Here is a 15672-nt window from a genome sequence, read left to right as displayed (position 1 = left end):
GTGTCGGCTGGCCAGAATCCTGCCCGTCGCCGACCTGACCTGATGACCGCCCCGTGAGTGTGCCTGCCTTCCGTTCTCCTTCTGATCCCGGCGAGTCGCTGACGCCGCAGGGCACGCGCGCGCGCATTGCCCGCGGCATGGGTCAGCTGGGACTGGTGGTGATGCCGGCGCTGGTGGTGTCCGCGCCGGTCAACCTGCTGCCGTTCGGCCTGCTGCTGCTGGCCAGTACGCTGCTGGTGCCCGGTTTGTTGTGGGGTGCCCGCCACGATGCGCGGCCGACGCTGCGGGTACTGGGGCTGCTGATGCTGGCGGTGCTGGTCGGCGGGGTGGTGTCGGTGCTGCTGTTCGAACACGGACTGCGCGATGTGGACAACCGTTCGCGGTTCTTTGTGATGCCCTGGATCGCACTGTGGGTATGCGCGCTGGACCTGCGGTTGCGCTGGCTGTGGCGCGGCGCCCTGCTGGGATTGACGCTGGTCTTCGCGCTGTCGCTGCGGCAGGTGCTGGGCGGTGCGCCGCGTGCCGAGCTGTTCACCAATGCCATCGTGCTCGCCGACATGGTGGTCATGCTGCTGGTGCTGGCGCTGTTCTGCCGGCCACACGGTGTGCGCGGCTGGGCCTGGGGCCTGCCAGCGGTTGCGCTGGGCTGTGCGACGCTGGTGCTGACCGGCAGCCGCGGCGCGCTGCTGGCCTTGCTGGCGGTATTCCTGGTGATGGCGCTGAGCCTGCGCTGGCGGACGTTGCGCCTGCGCCTTCTGTTGCTGGCAGCGCTGCTTGGCGTGGCCGGCGTGGCGGTGATCAGTGTGCCGGAGCTGCGCCACCAGGTGCGGCTGACCGAGCTGCACAGCGATGTGCAGCGGCTTGAACACGGCGATACCGATTCGTCCGCAGGGGCCCGCGTAGAGCGCCTGCAGGTCGCCTGGGAGACCTTCGTCGACCATCCGCTGACCGGCGTCGGCGTGGGGCATTTCGACAACGCCATGCAGCGCCTGCCCGAGTGCCGTGCCAACCCGTTGGAGCCGCGTTGCCACCTGGGCCACGCGCACAATGACCTGGCCGAATGGGGCGCCACCCAGGGCGCGCCGGGCGTGCTGCTGCTGCTGGCCGTGTACGGCGTGCCGTTGTGGCTGTTCCTGTGGCTGCATCGCCGCAGTGGCCGTGCAACCTTCCGTGGACCGGCCGCTGCCGGTGTACTGATCGTGGTCAGCTACATCCTGTGCGGGCTGACCCAGTCGATGTTCGCCCACCAGATCACCGCCAGTTTCTACGCCACCATCGTCGGCGTGCTGGCCGGGCTGTCGCGGCTGGAGGCCCTGCGCCACCAGCGTCGGCTGTCCACCGCGGCGGCGACCGGCGCGGCCTGAACGGCGTTACTTGCCGCCGACCGGCTGCCCGTTCTGCAGCAGCCACAGCATGATCGTCTTCTGCCGCACGTAGTTGGCGCTGACGAAGGATTCGATCAGGCCCGGCCACCCATCCAGCATGCCCCCGCGCAGCACGTAGCCGCGGAAGAACCGCCACGCCGGGGCCAGCACCAGCTTGGCCAGAGTGGCCCTGCGACCACGGGCGAACTCATGTTCGGCCATCATCCGCGCGTACTTCTGCTTCTTGTCCAGCAGCTGCATGAAGTTGCGGAACGGGTGGTGCAGCAGGTCGCCTGCCAGCAGCGCGGCCGGACCGTCCAGCGACACCGCTTCGTGGATCTCGCGGTCGCCGCGCCAGCCGCCACGACGGCGGTCGAACAGGCGCAGCACGCGGTCGGGATAGGCGGTGCCGTGCTTGAGGAACCGTCCGTAGTATTCCGAACACCGCGCGAAGCGATAGCCGGCGACGCTGCCGAAGCCGGCCGCGCGCACCGATTCGATGCTCTGGCGCAGCGCTGCGGAGACGCGCTCGTCGGCGTCCAGGCACAGCACCCAGTCATGCGCGGCCTGCTGCACGCAGAAGTCCTTCTGGCTGCGGAAGCCATCGAAGTGCCGCTGCAGCACGCGGGCGCCGGCGGCACGGGCGACTTCCACGGTGGCATCGGTGGAAAACGAATCAACCACCACGATGTCATCGCAGAACGACAGCGAGGCCAGGCAGTCGGCCAGTCGGTCGGCTTCGTTGAAGGTGATGATGCAGGCCGACAAGGGCGCGCGCGGTTCGGGTCGGGGAGAGGTCATGCAACCGGGCCTTGGGCGTGTTCGTCGCAGAGCCTAGCAGCGACACCGCCGATTGGCGATGCGATACTAGCCGCCGGCCATCGAAGAGGAGCAGACCGACGTGCCACGCCACTACCTGTTATACGGATCGGAACGTTACGCGCTGGCCATCCTGCGGCCCGTGCAGGCGGCGATCCGGGCGCGCGGCGACGAAACGGCCTGGTTTTTCGATGGCCCCGGCGCGGAAGACCTCGCCGCGGACGAGACCCTGCTGACGGTGGAACAGGTACGTGCCTGGGACCCCTATGCGGTGATCACCTCGTCCAATGCGGTGCCGCACTTCTTCCCCGGCGTGAAGGTGGAGACCTTCCACGGTTTCGACGCAGGCAAGCCGCGGCACATCTACGTGCGTGGATTCTTCGACCTGTACTGCACCACCGGCCCGCGTGACACGGCCGCGTTTTCGGCATTGGCCGAGGCGCAGGGCCACTTTGCGGTGGTGGAGACCGGATTCCCGAAGATCGACCCGTTCATGAGCCAGCTGCCGGCGCAGCCCGAACCGGTGCGCGAGCCCCCGGTGGTGCTGTACCACTCGACGTTCTCGCCGTCCTGGAGCGCGGCCGGCGTGCTGTACGACGAGATCGCGCGGCTGTCGCGCACCGGCGAGTGGCGCTGGATCGTCACCTTCCACCCGAAGATGGACCCGGAGATCGTGGCGCGTTACCGCGCGCTGGAAAGCCAGTACCTGCGGTTCGCCGACAACGACAACATCCTGGACCTGTTCCCGCAGGTCGACCTGATGTGTTCGGACACCTCTTCGGCCTTGAACGAGTTCCTGCTCACCTACAAGCCGGTGGTCACCTTCAAGAACCGTCGGCCCGGTCCGCAGCTCATCGACATCGATGATCCGGCCGCGTTCGAGGGCGCGATCCGGCGCGCGCTGGCACGGCCGCCGGAGCTGATGGCGGCCATCCGTGAGTTCGCCGATACGCTGCATCCCTACCGCGACGGGCGTTCCAGCGAGCGCATCCTGCAGGCGATCGATGATTTCGTCGCCAAGGGCGGGCGCAACCGCAAGCCCAAGCCGCTGAACTTCTGGCGCAAGATCAAGCTGCGCCGGCGCATCGGCTACTGGGGCCCGGCGCGCACCCGCTGACCCGGCGTGCCGCGCTGGTTCACCAGCGCAGCTTGCGCCTTGCGAGGGCGGCACCGAGTGTCTGCAGGACCTCCGCGGCCTGCGCCTGCGGCAGATAGCGCAGGCACAGCGCGACGTCGCCACGTGCACCGGCGGTATCCAGCCAGACGCTGCTGGTGCCCAGCAGCCGGTCCAGCGGTGAACGTGAAAGGCGCAGCGCCTGCAGCTTGTCCAGTTCCGCCCAGCGCCACCACCGGCGCCACCAGCCGCCGCGCAGTGCGACGTGCTGGCCGTCCAGGTGCCAGCCGATGCGCGCCATCTGCAGGCGCGCGGTCCACAGCGCCCCCGGCAGCCAGGCCAGCACCAGCAGGCCGAGGTAGCCCCAGCGCCAGGTCAAGCCTGCCGCCAGCAGCGGGGTCAGCCACAGGCTGGTGATGCACAACCGCCAGCTGCCGCGCAGCGGCACTGCCTGCCAGTGCGCGGGTGGCCACTGCACCTGTGGCAGCAGGTGGCGCACCAGCGCATCGCAGGCCTGGGGCGTGGCGAGCGGGGCCAGCTCGCGCAGTCCGCGCTGCTGGTTTTCATCATGGGTCTGGCTGGCAGCACTGTCGATGCGCAGCTGGCGCCGACCGGCCCAGCGCTGCAACAGGGTTTCACTGAGCGTCCAGGCCTGGATGCGGCGCAGCGCCACGCTGCTGCGCACCTTGCTCAGCAGGCCGCTGCTGACGGTCAGCCGCCGCTGCTGTTCGCTCAGTTCGAAGCCGTAGTAGCGCAGCAGGGCCAGCAGCACCGACAGCGCGCGCAGCGCCAGCCAGCCGACGATCAACACGGCCGCTGCCACCAGCAGCAGGCCGCTGATCCCGGGCTGCAGGCCGCTGGCATAGCCGAAGGCCTGGCGCCCTCCCTGCTCCACGAACGCATCCATGCTGCGCCGGGGCACCACCTGCACCAACGCCGCCAGCGCCGCGGCCACCATCACCCAGCCGCGGTTGGACAGCAGGCCCAGTTTCACGACTTCGCCGGGCGGCATGCGCAGCAGCAGGTGGCGCTCGTCGGTTTCCGGCAGCGGGGGAGGCGTGCCGGCATCGGTACGGCCAGCGTCCACCTGCGGCGCCGGGCCGCGGTGGCGGACGCGCTGTTCCAGCGCCAGTGCCTCATCCAGCCGCAGCACGCGCATTTCGGCTTCAGGACGGTTGCCACCGGCTGATTCCAGTCGCAGTTCGGCCACCCCGAACAGCCGGTGCAGCAGGTTCTGGTGCACCACCACGTTGTGGATGCGCGCGAACGGGATTTCGCGCCGGTTGCGTGCCAACACACCACTGCGGATGCTGATGCCGTCTTCGCCGATCCGGTAACGGTTGCTCAGGTACTGCAGGACCGAGGCCAGCACCAGCACCGCGATGACGATCAGCGGGCCCAGCTGGGCCCACAGCGGATCACGGTCGCCGCGCTGGCCGAACACCAGCAGCGCCACCAGCGGCAGCAGGTACTGGCGCAGCTGCAGCAGGAGCACGAACAACCAGGACCACGGATGCAGCCGGCGCTCGTGGTCGGCGCTGGGCAGGGGCGGGGGGGCAGTACTCACAGGGCGTCGGCGTCCTGGTCCAGCTGGCGCGCGAGGGTGTCGCGCAGGTGCTCTGCGTCGGCTTCGTCCAGGCCGTCCAGCACCACCGCGCTGAAGCGGCTGCCGGCGGTGTGGACCACCAGCGTGGCCAGCCGCGCGCGGCGCTGCAGCGGCCCACGGCGGACATCCAGGTGCTGCACGCGCGAGGTCGGCACGCGGGTATCGCGCTGCCACCACAGGTCGCGGCGCAGGCCCAGCCCGGTCGCATCCAGCCGCCACCAGGTGCGGCGCATGCGCCGCCAGCCGATCCGCGCCCCCAGCAGGGCACCGGCCAGCAGCCAGGCAATGGCTACGGCAATGCCGCCCGGCAGGTCCAGCAGCCACCACGCCGCGGCGGCGGGCAGCCCGGGGAATACCGCACCGGCCGGCAGACCGCCGAGCGCGGCCAGGCGTGCCGCGCGCAGCGGCAGCAGCTGCCAGCCGTCGGGCGTGTCAGTGGGGGTCGAAAGTGAGGTCACGCAGGCTCCCGATGCAGGCAATGGCGACAACGTTAGCAGGGCCGGGCCTGCGCCATGCTACTGGGCGGCCTGGATCAGTGCGTCCACGTCCAGCAGGTGGCCGGCGCGCTCGGCCTTGGTGCGCAGGTAGTGCTCGTTCTCGGTGGTGATGTCACCGGTCACCGGGATGCACTCGACCACGTCCATGCCCGCATTGCGCAGGCGCTGCGCCTTGGTCGGGTTGTTGCTGAGCAGCGCGATCCGCGCGATGCCCAGCCCGCGCAGCATCGCCACGGCGCTGCCATAGCGGCGTTCGTCGGCGCCGAAGCCGAGCTGCGCATCGGCATCGATGGTGTCCAGCCCGTCGTGCTGGTAACCGTAAGCGCGCATCTTGGCGGCGATGCCGGTGCCACGGCCTTCCTGGTCCAGGTACAGCAGCACACCGCCGCCGAGTTCCTTGAGTTTGTGCAGGCCGCGCCGCAACTGGTCGCCGCAGTCACACTTCAACGAGCCGAACAGGTCGCCGGTCAGGCAGGACGAATGCACGCGCACCGGCACCACGGCGCTGAGGTCCGGTTGGCCGACGATGATCGCGACCTGGTCGCGCTGCGCTACGCCGCCGCGGAACACCGCGAAGGTGGTCATGCCGATGTCGCGCAACGGCACCGGCGAGCGCGCCACCAGTTCGTAATCGTGTGCGGCGTGGGCAGCGCCTTCGGCCAGGTCGCACAGTGCCACCTGGGCGGCCGCATCGAAGCGCGAATCGGCCGGATCCAGTGGCAGGCCCACCATTGCCGGCAGCAGCAGGCCGAGGCGTGCCAGCTCCACCGCACCTGCATCCAGCGCATCGCCGGCGCTGCAGCCTGCCGGCATCGGGCCGGGTTCGCGCAGGTAACCCAGCGAGGGCAGGGCGTCGAACTGCACCCCGCGCAACGGCAGGCGGACGCCGTGCGGCGCTTCCATGCCCAGCACGCGGGCACGGGTTTCGGTCAGGAACAGGTAATGGCGGCCGTCGGCCAGGCCGGCAAACGCATCGAAGCTGCGCGCCGTGGCGCTGTCCAGCGCGATCACCGCCAACCGCTGCTGGGCCTCGCCGGTGATCAGCACCGGGCGTCCTGATCGCAGCTCGGCGACCGCGCGTTCGCAACGGATCGCCGCCGGGTCACCGAACAGGGAGGAGAAGGCAGCAGGCATGGCAGGACCGGGCAGGGGGGGCAACTCAGCGATAAATGGGGATTGCGGCGTCGGAATCAACCGTCAGTGCGGATGCCGGGCGGTTGCATAGGGGTTGGGTTCGTCCGCGTCCGGGCGCAGGGTATAGCGCTTGTAGGTCCACTGGTACTGCGCCGGGTCACGCCGTGCGATGCGCTCGATGCCGGCGTTCAGCGCGGCGGCGGCCACGTGCAGGTCCGGGTCGGCGACCGCCGGATCGGCAGCTTCCAGGTGCAGGGCGAACTGCATGTCCGGGCCGGTCCGTTCGCACCACCCGTACAGCACGGTGGCGCCGGTGCGCTCGGCCAGCCGGTTGACCAGGGTCATGGTCAGGGCGGGCATGCCGAAGAACGGCACGAACACGCCGTCGCCGGCCTTGGGCTGCTGGTCGGGCAGGATCCCGGTAGCGCCGCCGTCCTTGAGCACCTTGAACAACTGGCGCACCGCAGGGCCTTCGGCGCGGACCTGGCGCACGCCGTCGCCGCCGCGCACGATCTGCAGGAAGGCATCGCCGGCCGGATCGTCCGGTGCCTTGTAGACGATGGCGATCTGCCCACGCGAGGCCAGCCACTGGTTCAACAGCTCCCAGTTGCCGAAGTGCGGGGCGGCCACGATCACGCCCTTGCCGGACGCCAGCGCGGCGTCGTACAGCGCCTCGCCGTGGCGTTCCTTCAGGTGCCCGCGCAGGTTGCTGGCGGGGGCTCGGGTCCACAGCCAGAGCGTTTCAACGGCCTGCAGGGCGGTCGAGCGCAGCACATCGCGGTGCATCCGCGCGCGCTGTGCGCTGTCCAGTTCCGGGTAGGCCAGTTCCAGGTTGCGCCGGGTCACCCGGCTTTCCCGCGCGTTGCCGCGGATCCATGCCCAGGCCAAGGCGTGGGCGAAGCCGCGCAGGACCGGCCACGGCAGGCGGGTGAACAGGGTGGCGGCCCGGTAGGCCAGCCGGGCTTTGCGTTCCGGATTCATCCGGCCAAGTTTACCGTGGCCGCTGCTAAGGTGGCGGGCTGTCCCTGCTTGGAGCTCCGCATGCTTGTCCTGATCCAGCGCGTCAGCCAGGCCGCCGTCCATGTCGACGCGCACGTCGTGGGGCAGATCGGCCCGGGGCTCCTGGCCCTGGTCGGCATGGAGCCCGGCGATTCAGAGGCGCAGCTGCAGCGGATGGCCGATCGGCTGCTCGGCTACCGTGTATTCGCTGACGAGGCGGGAAAAATGAACCGGTCGCTTCGCGACACCGGGGGTGGCTTGCTGCTGGTCAGCCAGTTCACCCTGGTCGCCGACACCGCCTCGGGCATGCGTCCCAGCTTCACCACGGCGGCGGCGCCGGCCGAGGCTGAACGCGGGTTCAACCGTTTTGTGGAGATATGTCGTGAAAAGCATGCCTACGGGGTGGAAACGGGACGCTTTGGCGCCCATATGGTCGTCAGCCTGGTCAACGACGGTCCCGTGACCTTCCTGCTCAGGCCCTGACCCCCCGGGACCACCGCCCGGGCAGGCCGGGCGAGGGGCTGGTATAATGCTACGTTCCCTTTTCCTACTCCAGCCGGTGGCGCGAGCATCCATGGCCAACGAACGTCCTGCCCAATCCGAAATCAAGCAACTGATCAGCAAGGGCCTGGAACAGGGCTACCTGACCTATGCCGAAGTCAACGATCACCTGCCCGACGACATGGTCGATCCGGAGCAGATCGAAGACATCATCGGCATGATCAACGGCATGGGCATTGATGTCCATGAAGTGGCCCCTGATGCTGAAACCCTGCTGCTCAATGATGGCAACACCGGCAACCGCGAGGTCGATGACACCGCCGCTGAAGAAGCCGCTGCCGCACTGACCGCACTCGACACCGAAGGTGGCCGCACCACCGACCCGGTGCGCATGTACATGCGCGAAATGGGTACCGTCGAACTGCTGACCCGCGAAGGCGAAATCGCCATCGCCAAGCGCATCGAAGAAGGCCTGGGTCAGGTCCAGGCCGCACTCGGCCTGTTCCCGGTGTCGGTCGAATCGCTGCTGTCCGATTACGAAGCGCACAAGGAAGGCAAGAAGCGCCTGGCCGAAGTGATCGTCGGCTTCAACGACCTGTCCGAAGAAGTGCCGGCCCCGGCCGTCGTCGAAGACACCAGCGATGACGCTGATGCCGATGAGGACGAGGACGAGGAAGAAGACGGCGACGACGCCGAGGAAGAAGCCGGCCCGACCGGTCCGGACCCGGAAGAAGTCGCCGCGCGCATGCAGGCGCTGGCCGATGCCTTCAACGCCTTCAAGAAGGCGGCCGCCAAGGGCGATGGCAAGAACCTGCTGAAGCTCCGCGAGGAGATGTCGGCGGTGTTCGTCACCCTGAAGCTGCCGCTGCCGCTGACCGACGTGCTGACCAAGCAGCTGCGCGACACCATGGCCGGCATCAAGTCGCATGAGCGTCGCGTGCTGAACCTGGCCACGGTCACCGCGCGCATGCCGCGCAAGGACTTCATCCGTTCGTGGGAAGGAAACCAGACCAACCTTGAGTGGGTGGAAGACGCACTGAAGCGCAAGCAGAAGTGGTCCTCGGCCCTGCGTGACGTCAAGGACCAGATCATCTCCGAACAGCAGGCCACGATCGATATCGAAAAGGGCACCCTGCTGAGCCTGGATGACCTGAAGGAAATCAGCCGTGCGATGGCCTACGGCGAAGCCCGTGCGCGCAAGGCCAAGAAGGAAATGGTCGAGGCCAACCTGCGCCTGGTCATCTCCATCGCCAAGAAGTACACCAACCGCGGCCTGCAGTTCCTCGACCTGATCCAGGAAGGCAACATCGGCCTGATGAAGGCCGTGGACAAGTTTGAATACCGTCGCGGTTACAAGTTCTCCACGTATGCCACCTGGTGGATCCGCCAGGCCATCACCCGTTCGATCGCCGACCAGGCGCGCACCATCCGTATCCCGGTGCACATGATCGAAACGATCAACAAGTTGAACCGCATTTCCCGCCAGATGCTCCAGCAGTACGGCCGCGAGGCCACGCCGGAGGAGCTGGCCAAGGAAATGGACATGCCGGAAGACAAGATCCGCAAGGTGATGAAGATCGCCAAGGAGCCGATCTCGATGGAAACCCCGATCGGCGACGACGAGGATTCCCATCTGGGCGACTTCATCGAGGACACCAACGTGGAGTCCCCGATCGAGAACACCACCAACATCAACCTGTCTGAAACCGTGCGCGACGTGCTGGCCGGCCTCACCCCGAGGGAAGCCAAGGTGCTGCGCATGCGCTTCGGCATCGACATGAACACCGATCACACGCTGGAAGAAGTCGGCAAGCAGTTCGACGTCACCCGCGAGCGCATCCGTCAGATCGAGGCGAAGGCGCTGCGCAAGCTGCGTCACCCGAGCCGCTCCGAGCAGCTGCGCAGCTTCCTGGATATCGACTGATTTTCGTCGGTGCCTGAAGTCGCTTGAAGAACCCCGCTCCGGCGGGGTTTTTTTGTTGATCATGATTCTATTTACGTAACAGATTACGTAACATCCGCCGCCTTGGGCGCGTTTGGAACAAGGGCTCAGTGGTTCCTGGATGTGGGAATTACGTAACAAAGCATGTAACACTGAGCGCATGCCGACACGCCGGTCTCCTGACGTCCCGACGCTTCTAGCCCAATTGTCTACGGGCGAGCCGATCATGGCCGGTGAACTGGCCGGGCGCCTGGGGATCAATCGCATGGCATTGAGCCGGCTGGTCGCGCAGGCAGGCAGCCAGGTGATCCGGCTGGGTCGTACCCGCGCTACCGCCTATGCGGCGCGGCAGAACACCGCCGCCGGCAGCCAATGGCCGCTCTACCGCCTGCGTGCCGATGCCACCTTGGAAGATCTGGGCCAACTGCACGCGCTCAGCGGCGGTGCGTTCCACTTCGAGGCGAACCGTCCGCGGCCGAACCTGCAGCGATCGCCGGACAGCGACGTGGATGCCTGCTTCCGTGGCCTGCCGTGGTTCCTTGACGATCAGCGTCCGCAGGGCTTCCTGGGTCGCAATTTCGCCCACCGGCACGCATCGGCGCTGGGTGTGCCGGCTGACCTGAATCGCTGGCAGTTGGGTGATGTGCTGCTGGCGCTGGTCCATTCCGGTGGTACCGAAGCCGGCGACCTGCTGCTGGGAGGGGCGGCCGTACAGCACGCCCTCGCCGGCATCGACGAGCCACCGGACCGGGTTGCCGCCGATGACCGCCTCCGGCACTACCCGCAGCGCGCATTGGCTGCGGTGGAGGGCGAAGACATCGGGTCGTCACCTGGCGGCGAGCAACCGAAGTTCACCGCGACCGTCGAGCACCCTGAAGGTCGTTGCGCGGTGCTGGTGAAGTTCGCCCAGCCCGCGGCAGGGGAGGCCGCAGAGCGCTGGTCGGATCTGCTGGCATGCGAGCATCTGGCGCTGGACACCCTGCGCGACGCCGGCGTCGAGGCGGCGCGCTCCTCGCTGCTGCAGTCCGACACCCACACCTTCCTGGAAGTAGAGCGTTTCGACCGCACCCCCGACCTGTTGGGACGCCGTGGCTTGGTGTCCCTGCTTGCCCTGTCAGCGGCCTTCACCGGCGAAGCGACGGCGGACTGGGCCACGGCGGGGGAGCAGTTGCGGGCGCAGAACTGGCTGAGCGCGGCCACGGTGCAGGCCATGGCACGGCTGCACGCGTTTGGCCGTCTGATCGGTAACACGGACATGCACCAGGGAAACATAGGCTTCCATCTTCAGGACGCCGGAGCACTGCCCCTGGCCCCCGCCTACGACATGCTGCCGATGTCGCTGGCGCCTTCGCGGACCGGCGTACTGCGTGCGGCGGCGCCCCTCGCACCGGTGGCGCCCACGGGCAACGGGGACCTGCTTCATCTGGCATGGGCGGCACCGTTGGCAGTACGCTTCTGGGAGCGGGTAGCGGCCTCGCCGGCCATCCGATCCGATGTGCTGAAAGGGCTGGCGGCGGAGAACGCAAAGCGGGTAGCGGTGATGGGGTACCGCTACGGTGGCTGAGCGCATTCAGGTTGTTCAGGTGTTGGCGGCAAATTTGCCTAAAACGTGTGCTCCACGTCACAGATCACGGGTAATCTGGACATGCCATCCATGACGGATGCAGTCCACAGGGGGACTTCAATGTTGGCTCGCTTCACCGGTGACGAGGGTCGCCGCAACCTGCTGTACACGCTGTCCGAACAGAAACTGGTACGCGGCGACAAGGTACTCGCCGAAGCACTCGCCAGCAGCGTGACCTTGTTGGAGGCACAGACCGGTGCCGCCGTCATTCACCAGGGTGGAGTGGACAATGACGTCTACTTCATCGTGACCGGATCCTTCGACGTATTCGTCAATGGCAAGCGCGTCGCACGACGCCATGCCGGCGAGCACGTGGGAGAAATGGCCGCCGTACAGCCGACGCAGATCCGCTCGGCCACCGTGGTCGCGGCAGAGCCGAGTGTCGTCGCGCGCGTCAGTGCGGCCCGCCTGGAAGACCTTGCCGAACAGTTCCCGCAGATCCACCGCTACGTGGCGCAGGAGCTGGCGCGCAGGCTGTACCAGCGCAATGACCACATCGGCAGTGCCCGCGACCGCACCAAGGTGCTGGTGCTGGCCTCGCCACAGGCGACTGCCGCCGCGCAGGTGGTGCAGGAAACCTTGGCCTGCGAAGGCTTCACCGTGCGCCAGTGGCAGGACGGCCTGGCCCGCAGTGGAGGGTTGTCCGTGCAGCGTCTGCAGGAACTGGCGGCAGGCGTGGATTTCGCGGTGGTCATCTCCGGTGACGACAAGGCACCGGCATCGGCCGATGCCTGGCCGGCCACGCGCGATGCGCTGCTGATGGAAACCGGCGTGCTGCTGGGCGTGCTGGGCAGCGACCGTACCGTGCTGCTGGAAGCGCGTGGCGAGCATGCCGGCGTGGAAGACCTGCCGGGCGTGGTCAACGTGGCGTGGCAGCCGGACCCCAGCGACGACCTTGAGGCGGTGCTCGCGTCCGCCTGCACCCGCCTGCGTCGTTACTTCGAGCGGCAGGGACCGTTCGCGGTGGCGTGACCGGTGGCAACGTGCCGGCCTTCGGTGGTCGGCACGTTGCGTGCACCGCACGGTGACGCATGGGTGTCTGGAGTGCGGCTACCGCCTTGCATTAGACTGGGCGGCCGCAAGCGGGCCTATAGCTCAACGGTTAGAGCAGAGGACTCATAATCCTTTGGTTCCAGGTTCGAATCCTGGTGGGCCCACCAGATGGATCAGGCACTTCCAAGTTGCCCCACGCGGCCGTCCACGAGCGGCGGAGTTTCATCTCATCCCGCGCGGGCGACAGGCCCCGTCGTGCCCTTCCGCCGCTTGCTGTGCGGTTGCTTCGCCGGCACGAGGTCAACGAGAATCCGATAGCCCGACGCGGTGGCTGCGCGGCTGAGCGTATAGAAGGTGTCAAAAAGTCGTCAAAGCGCGATCCAACGTGCTGGTTCCAGCCCTTTTGATCACCTCATTCCTGCGCTTCTTCGCCAATGCCAGATCGGCCTTGGGCGTCTTTACAGACTTCGTCACAGACTCCCCCGCGCTGCGCGATACCCCGCGCGCTGGACAGATCCAGAACTCCCGCCTCCCGCCACGCGCCCTCCGGCCGCACGACACACAGCGCGGGACTGTCCATGCTGATGGCGTCGCTGGCGGGCATGAGCTCCTTGATGACCTCCATGTACTCTCGGTCCGAGTAATGGAAGCGCGGCCGACCTTGCCGCGGCTGGAATCCGTAGCGCAGGTAATATTCCACCAGGCTGGGTTCGATATGCAGCAGCATGCGCCGATACCCCTTGGCCTCAGCCAGCGAAAACGCCGATTGCAGCAGTGCCCTGCTGACCATGCCGCCACGGTATCGCCGACGCACCGCCACGCGTTCGACCTTGGCGAAATCGGCGAACCAGCGGATGCGGAGGACGCCTGCAGCTTCCGCGTCGATTGTGGCCAGCAGGTGGGTGGAGCCGGCCACGTCGTTTCCATCGAACTCTTCGTGAAGCGGACAGTGTTGTTCTTCGACATAGACGATGGAGCGCACGGCAATGACGTCCGTGAGATCGTGCAGCGTGCGCGCAACGCGGATGCTGATCGGTGTCGGTGTCGGTGTCGGTGTCGGTGTCGGTGTCGGCATGTCGGTTTCCTCGGTCGTCATCGCGGCGTTCAAAGCCGGAAGCCCTGCAGCGGCGCATCCAGCGGCGGAAGCTCCATGTACCCCACGGGGCCAGCGGCGGATTGGAAGCCGAACGAGGTCAGAACGCGCGCGCCGTCAGCAGTGACAGCGCGCGCGCACGCCACCAGGCGCCAGGTGAGCAGCGAATGGATGGCGGCCAGGCCCTGTACCAGCGCTTTTGCACTGGTCCGCGACGACGCTGCGACGATCCACGTATACGACGCTGCAGCGGGCTGGTGCGGCTTCAGCAGTTGGCCCGGCGCGGGGTTGCGGGTATCCAGTGCGCCGGCGCGAAGCCGTGCCAGCGCCTCGCCATCCAGTGGCAGGGTGGCCAGCAGGCCGGTGACCCTGCCATGCGGCCGATGCACCAGGATCGCCGCCGGCGCCATGGCCTGCACTGCCGTAAAGGTGGCTGACGAAGCGAGTGGCGCCTCCACCCGGCTGCGGGCCAAGGCCAGCCCGTCGACGATGTCCGTCGCAGACGCCTGCTGCAGGTCGAAAAGCGCGGCGACTTCGAGGATCGCGGCCGGGTTTGTGCAGCGACCTTCTGGATCGGCACGCTGCCGCAGAATCTCCAGGGTGAGGGGCGGGCAGGGACGTAGCATGATCTGGATCCTCGAGCGGCGAAGGGTGGATTGCGTTGCAGGCGTGCTGTTTGCCCGCGTCATCGGTCAACGCCGGAGCAGCGTGCCTGTCAGCTTCAGATCCTCCGGGATTGCAAGCGTGGACAACCGTCGTTTCTTTCAATGGCCGGTAATCGGGTCGATGCGCGATGCACCTCCGGCATCAGTTGTGCACGTATGAGGCGTGACCGTCGCAAACAGGTCGACACCTGTGTCCTAACGGCGCCCTGGCTGCCGCAATCTGCGGCCTGAAGACGACATGCCGTGACCCGCGGGAACGCGGTCGATGCTGATCAAATACGTTTTGCAATTTCGCCCATGTACGCGTGAGCCATCAGCTGGTGCTATGGACGGGCTGGCGACGAAGAGCGCCAGTCGGGATTAGCATCCTGATAGCGGATGTACTTTTTGGCTCTGTTTTGCCCTTTGGGCACGGCGGAGAATGCACTGCATTGCCCATCGGTTATACGGCGGGCGATGCGTGGGGATCCTTGATCCGCCGGCCATTTTTTGTACATCCGCCCGGTATGCTAACCCGCATCGCCCGCCACCCAGCGCCTTGGCGCGGGTGGCCTCAAGCTTTGTGAGGCATGCAATGGACCCGCACTATCCCCTGAGCGCGAAGCGCTTGTACGCCCTGATGGGCGAGCGGATGCAGGACTTCCCGCCGCACTTCATCGAACGCCTCGAGCGGCGGCTGGAAGAATTCGAAACCTCGCGCAACAACCAGCATCGTGTGATGCATCTGCGGCTTCTTTCAGGGGAGGCAGTCGATGCATCGCGCACCGGAACGGGCTGCCATCCCGACCTTAAAGGCACCGCGCACGTCGCCGTGTCCATCCGTACCTTGCAGGCGCTGGCGTCTATTTTCGAGGTCCTGCACGCGGTTCAGCTGGGCCAGCAGGAGGCGTTGCCGCAGCCAGGCTTCCACGGCTTCATGATCGAAGAGCTCATCGTCTCCGGACGCGAACTGGTGCGCTCTTCGGCCGATGCCATGTGGAGGCAGGCATGACGCCCTACGAATCCGCCAATGCCCATCTGGAAAACCGGCGTGCCGCCGACATGGCCGACTACCTGGACCATCGCCTGCACATGTTCCACTACGATCAGAAGACCTTCGCGCGCTCGCTGTTACTGGTGTCCGAACTGCATGGCATCAGCCACGTGGCGCGCGAATGCGGACTGAGCGACGATGCCATGCGAAAGCAGTTGAGCGGCACGCGTCCGTTGTACTTCGACAACGTGCTGGGCGTGATGCGCGCGCTGGGTATCCAGCTGCGCGTGGAGGTGAGATGAGCGTTTCTGCTCGCCGATATTCGCGCGGATGCCGTAGGTGATGGCA

General features: G+C 67.1%; 15 protein-coding genes and 1 tRNA gene. 9 read left to right on the top strand and 7 right to left on the bottom strand.

Annotation, left to right across the window (positions count from 1 at the left end; all coding sequences use genetic code 11):
- Positions 1–137: 137 nt before the first annotated feature.
- Positions 138–1364, top strand: coding sequence for an O-antigen ligase family protein (locus tag RTX79_RS07885; protein ID WP_312683176.1), 1227 nt, complete (start codon positions 138–140; stop codon positions 1362–1364).
- Positions 1365–1370: 6 nt separating this feature from the next.
- On the opposite strand, the gene RTX79_RS07880 is transcribed toward RTX79_RS07885, so the two are convergent.
- Complete coding sequence (locus RTX79_RS07880; protein ID WP_312683072.1) at positions 1371–2165, bottom strand: glycosyltransferase family 2 protein; 795 nt, start codon at positions 2163–2165, stop codon at positions 1371–1373.
- 100 nt (positions 2166–2265) lie between these two features.
- On the opposite strand from RTX79_RS07880, the gene RTX79_RS07875 reads away from it, so the two are divergent.
- Positions 2266–3300 carry a CDP-glycerol glycerophosphotransferase family protein gene (locus RTX79_RS07875; RefSeq protein ID WP_312683071.1) on the top strand — a complete coding sequence of 345 codons (1035 nt, stop codon included), beginning with the start codon at positions 2266–2268 and terminating at the stop codon, positions 3298–3300.
- 19 nt (positions 3301–3319) lie between these two features.
- Here RTX79_RS07875 and RTX79_RS07870 read toward each other — a convergent pair whose 3' ends face one another.
- The 4 genes from RTX79_RS07870 to RTX79_RS07855 form a co-directional block, all read right to left on the bottom strand.
- Entirely contained in the window at positions 3320–4864 is a 1545-nt protein-coding gene (locus tag RTX79_RS07870) for a PH domain-containing protein (protein WP_312683069.1), read from the bottom strand.
- Complete coding sequence (locus RTX79_RS07865; RefSeq protein ID WP_057507485.1) at positions 4861–5361, bottom strand: PH domain-containing protein; 501 nt, start codon at positions 5359–5361, stop codon at positions 4861–4863. The genes RTX79_RS07870 and RTX79_RS07865 overlap by 4 nt, the downstream gene beginning before the upstream one ends.
- 57 nt (positions 5362–5418) lie before the next feature.
- Positions 5419–6534: a GTP cyclohydrolase II RibA gene (gene ribA, locus RTX79_RS07860; RefSeq protein ID WP_312683068.1), complete on the bottom strand. Its 1116-nt coding sequence runs from the start codon at positions 6532–6534 to the stop codon at positions 5419–5421.
- 63 nt (positions 6535–6597) lie between these two features.
- On the bottom strand, positions 6598–7515 hold the full coding sequence (locus RTX79_RS07855; protein WP_312683067.1) for a lauroyl acyltransferase: 918 nt from the start codon (positions 7513–7515) through the stop codon (positions 6598–6600).
- Positions 7516–7575: 60 nt separating this feature from the next.
- Between RTX79_RS07855 and dtd the strand changes: the two genes are divergently transcribed.
- The 5 genes from dtd (at position 7576) to RTX79_RS07830 (ending at position 12760) form a co-directional block, all read left to right on the top strand.
- Positions 7576–8016: a D-aminoacyl-tRNA deacylase gene (gene dtd / locus RTX79_RS07850; protein WP_312683066.1), complete on the top strand. Its 441-nt coding sequence runs from the start codon at positions 7576–7578 to the stop codon at positions 8014–8016.
- Positions 8017–8107: 91 nt separating this feature from the next.
- On the top strand, positions 8108–9958 hold the full coding sequence (gene rpoD, locus RTX79_RS07845) for an RNA polymerase sigma factor RpoD (RefSeq protein ID WP_042614468.1): 1851 nt from the start codon (positions 8108–8110) through the stop codon (positions 9956–9958).
- Between the two features lie 139 nt (positions 9959–10097).
- Positions 10098–11540, top strand: coding sequence for a type II toxin-antitoxin system HipA family toxin YjjJ (yjjJ, locus tag RTX79_RS07840; protein ID WP_428695975.1), 1443 nt, complete (start codon positions 10098–10100; stop codon positions 11538–11540).
- A 120-nt stretch (positions 11541–11660) separates the two neighbouring features.
- Positions 11661–12572 (top strand): cyclic nucleotide-binding domain-containing protein, encoded by a 912-nt coding sequence (locus tag RTX79_RS07835; RefSeq protein ID WP_312683064.1) that lies wholly within the window; start codon positions 11661–11663, stop codon positions 12570–12572.
- A gap of 112 nt (positions 12573–12684) precedes the next feature.
- A tRNA-Ile gene (locus tag RTX79_RS07830) sits at positions 12685–12760 on the top strand.
- A gap of 245 nt (positions 12761–13005) precedes the next feature.
- On the opposite strand, the gene RTX79_RS07825 is transcribed toward RTX79_RS07830, so the two are convergent.
- The gene (locus RTX79_RS07825; protein ID WP_312683063.1) at positions 13006–13689 is read right to left on the bottom strand and encodes a GNAT family N-acetyltransferase; all 684 of its coding nucleotides are present in this window, start codon (positions 13687–13689) and stop codon (positions 13006–13008) included.
- A gap of 8 nt (positions 13690–13697) precedes the next feature.
- The gene (locus tag RTX79_RS07820; RefSeq protein ID WP_312683062.1) at positions 13698–14312 is read right to left on the bottom strand and encodes a hypothetical protein; all 615 of its coding nucleotides are present in this window, start codon (positions 14310–14312) and stop codon (positions 13698–13700) included.
- A gap of 613 nt (positions 14313–14925) precedes the next feature.
- Between RTX79_RS07820 and RTX79_RS07815 the strand changes: the two genes are divergently transcribed.
- Positions 14926–15342 carry a hypothetical protein gene (locus RTX79_RS07815; RefSeq protein ID WP_312683061.1) on the top strand — a complete coding sequence of 139 codons (417 nt, stop codon included), beginning with the start codon at positions 14926–14928 and terminating at the stop codon, positions 15340–15342.
- On the top strand, positions 15339–15626 hold the full coding sequence (locus tag RTX79_RS07810; RefSeq protein ID WP_312683060.1) for a DNA-binding protein: 288 nt from the start codon (positions 15339–15341) through the stop codon (positions 15624–15626). Before RTX79_RS07815 ends, RTX79_RS07810 begins: the two co-directional genes overlap by 4 nt.
- Positions 15627–15672: the final 46 nt, after the last annotated feature.

The sequence above is a fragment of the Stenotrophomonas chelatiphaga genome (assembly GCF_032054965.1).
Classification (GTDB): Bacteria; Pseudomonadota; Gammaproteobacteria; order Xanthomonadales; family Xanthomonadaceae; genus Stenotrophomonas; species Stenotrophomonas chelatiphaga.
This window is presented reverse-complemented; position numbering and strand designations above follow the sequence as displayed.

Bases quoted from the DNA above. Each gene is read 5' to 3' on its own strand.
- RTX79_RS07885 (WP_312683176.1), top strand. From the start codon at position 138: ATGGGTCAGCTGGGACTGGTGGTGATGCCGGCGCTGGTGGTGTCCGCG.
- RTX79_RS07810 (WP_312683060.1), top strand. From the start codon at position 15,339: ATGACGCCCTACGAATCCGCCAATGCCCATCTGGAAAACCGGCGTGCC.
- dtd (WP_312683066.1), top strand. From the start codon at position 7,576: ATGCTTGTCCTGATCCAGCGCGTCAGCCAGGCCGCCGTCCATGTCGAC.
- RTX79_RS07820 (WP_312683062.1), bottom strand. From the start codon at position 14,312: ATGCTACGTCCCTGCCCGCCCCTCACCCTGGAGATTCTGCGGCAGCGT.
- RTX79_RS07825 (WP_312683063.1), bottom strand. From the start codon at position 13,689: ATGACGACCGAGGAAACCGACATGCCGACACCGACACCGACACCGACA.
- RTX79_RS07880 (WP_312683072.1), bottom strand. From the start codon at position 2,165: ATGACCTCTCCCCGACCCGAACCGCGCGCGCCCTTGTCGGCCTGCATC.
- ribA (WP_312683068.1), bottom strand. From the start codon at position 6,534: ATGCCTGCTGCCTTCTCCTCCCTGTTCGGTGACCCGGCGGCGATCCGT.
- RTX79_RS07855 (WP_312683067.1), bottom strand. From the start codon at position 7,515: ATGAATCCGGAACGCAAAGCCCGGCTGGCCTACCGGGCCGCCACCCTG.
- RTX79_RS07815 (WP_312683061.1), top strand. From the start codon at position 14,926: ATGGACCCGCACTATCCCCTGAGCGCGAAGCGCTTGTACGCCCTGATG.
- rpoD (WP_042614468.1), top strand. From the start codon at position 8,108: ATGGCCAACGAACGTCCTGCCCAATCCGAAATCAAGCAACTGATCAGC.
- yjjJ (WP_428695975.1), top strand. From the start codon at position 10,098: ATGTGGGAATTACGTAACAAAGCATGTAACACTGAGCGCATGCCGACA.
- RTX79_RS07835 (WP_312683064.1), top strand. From the start codon at position 11,661: ATGTTGGCTCGCTTCACCGGTGACGAGGGTCGCCGCAACCTGCTGTAC.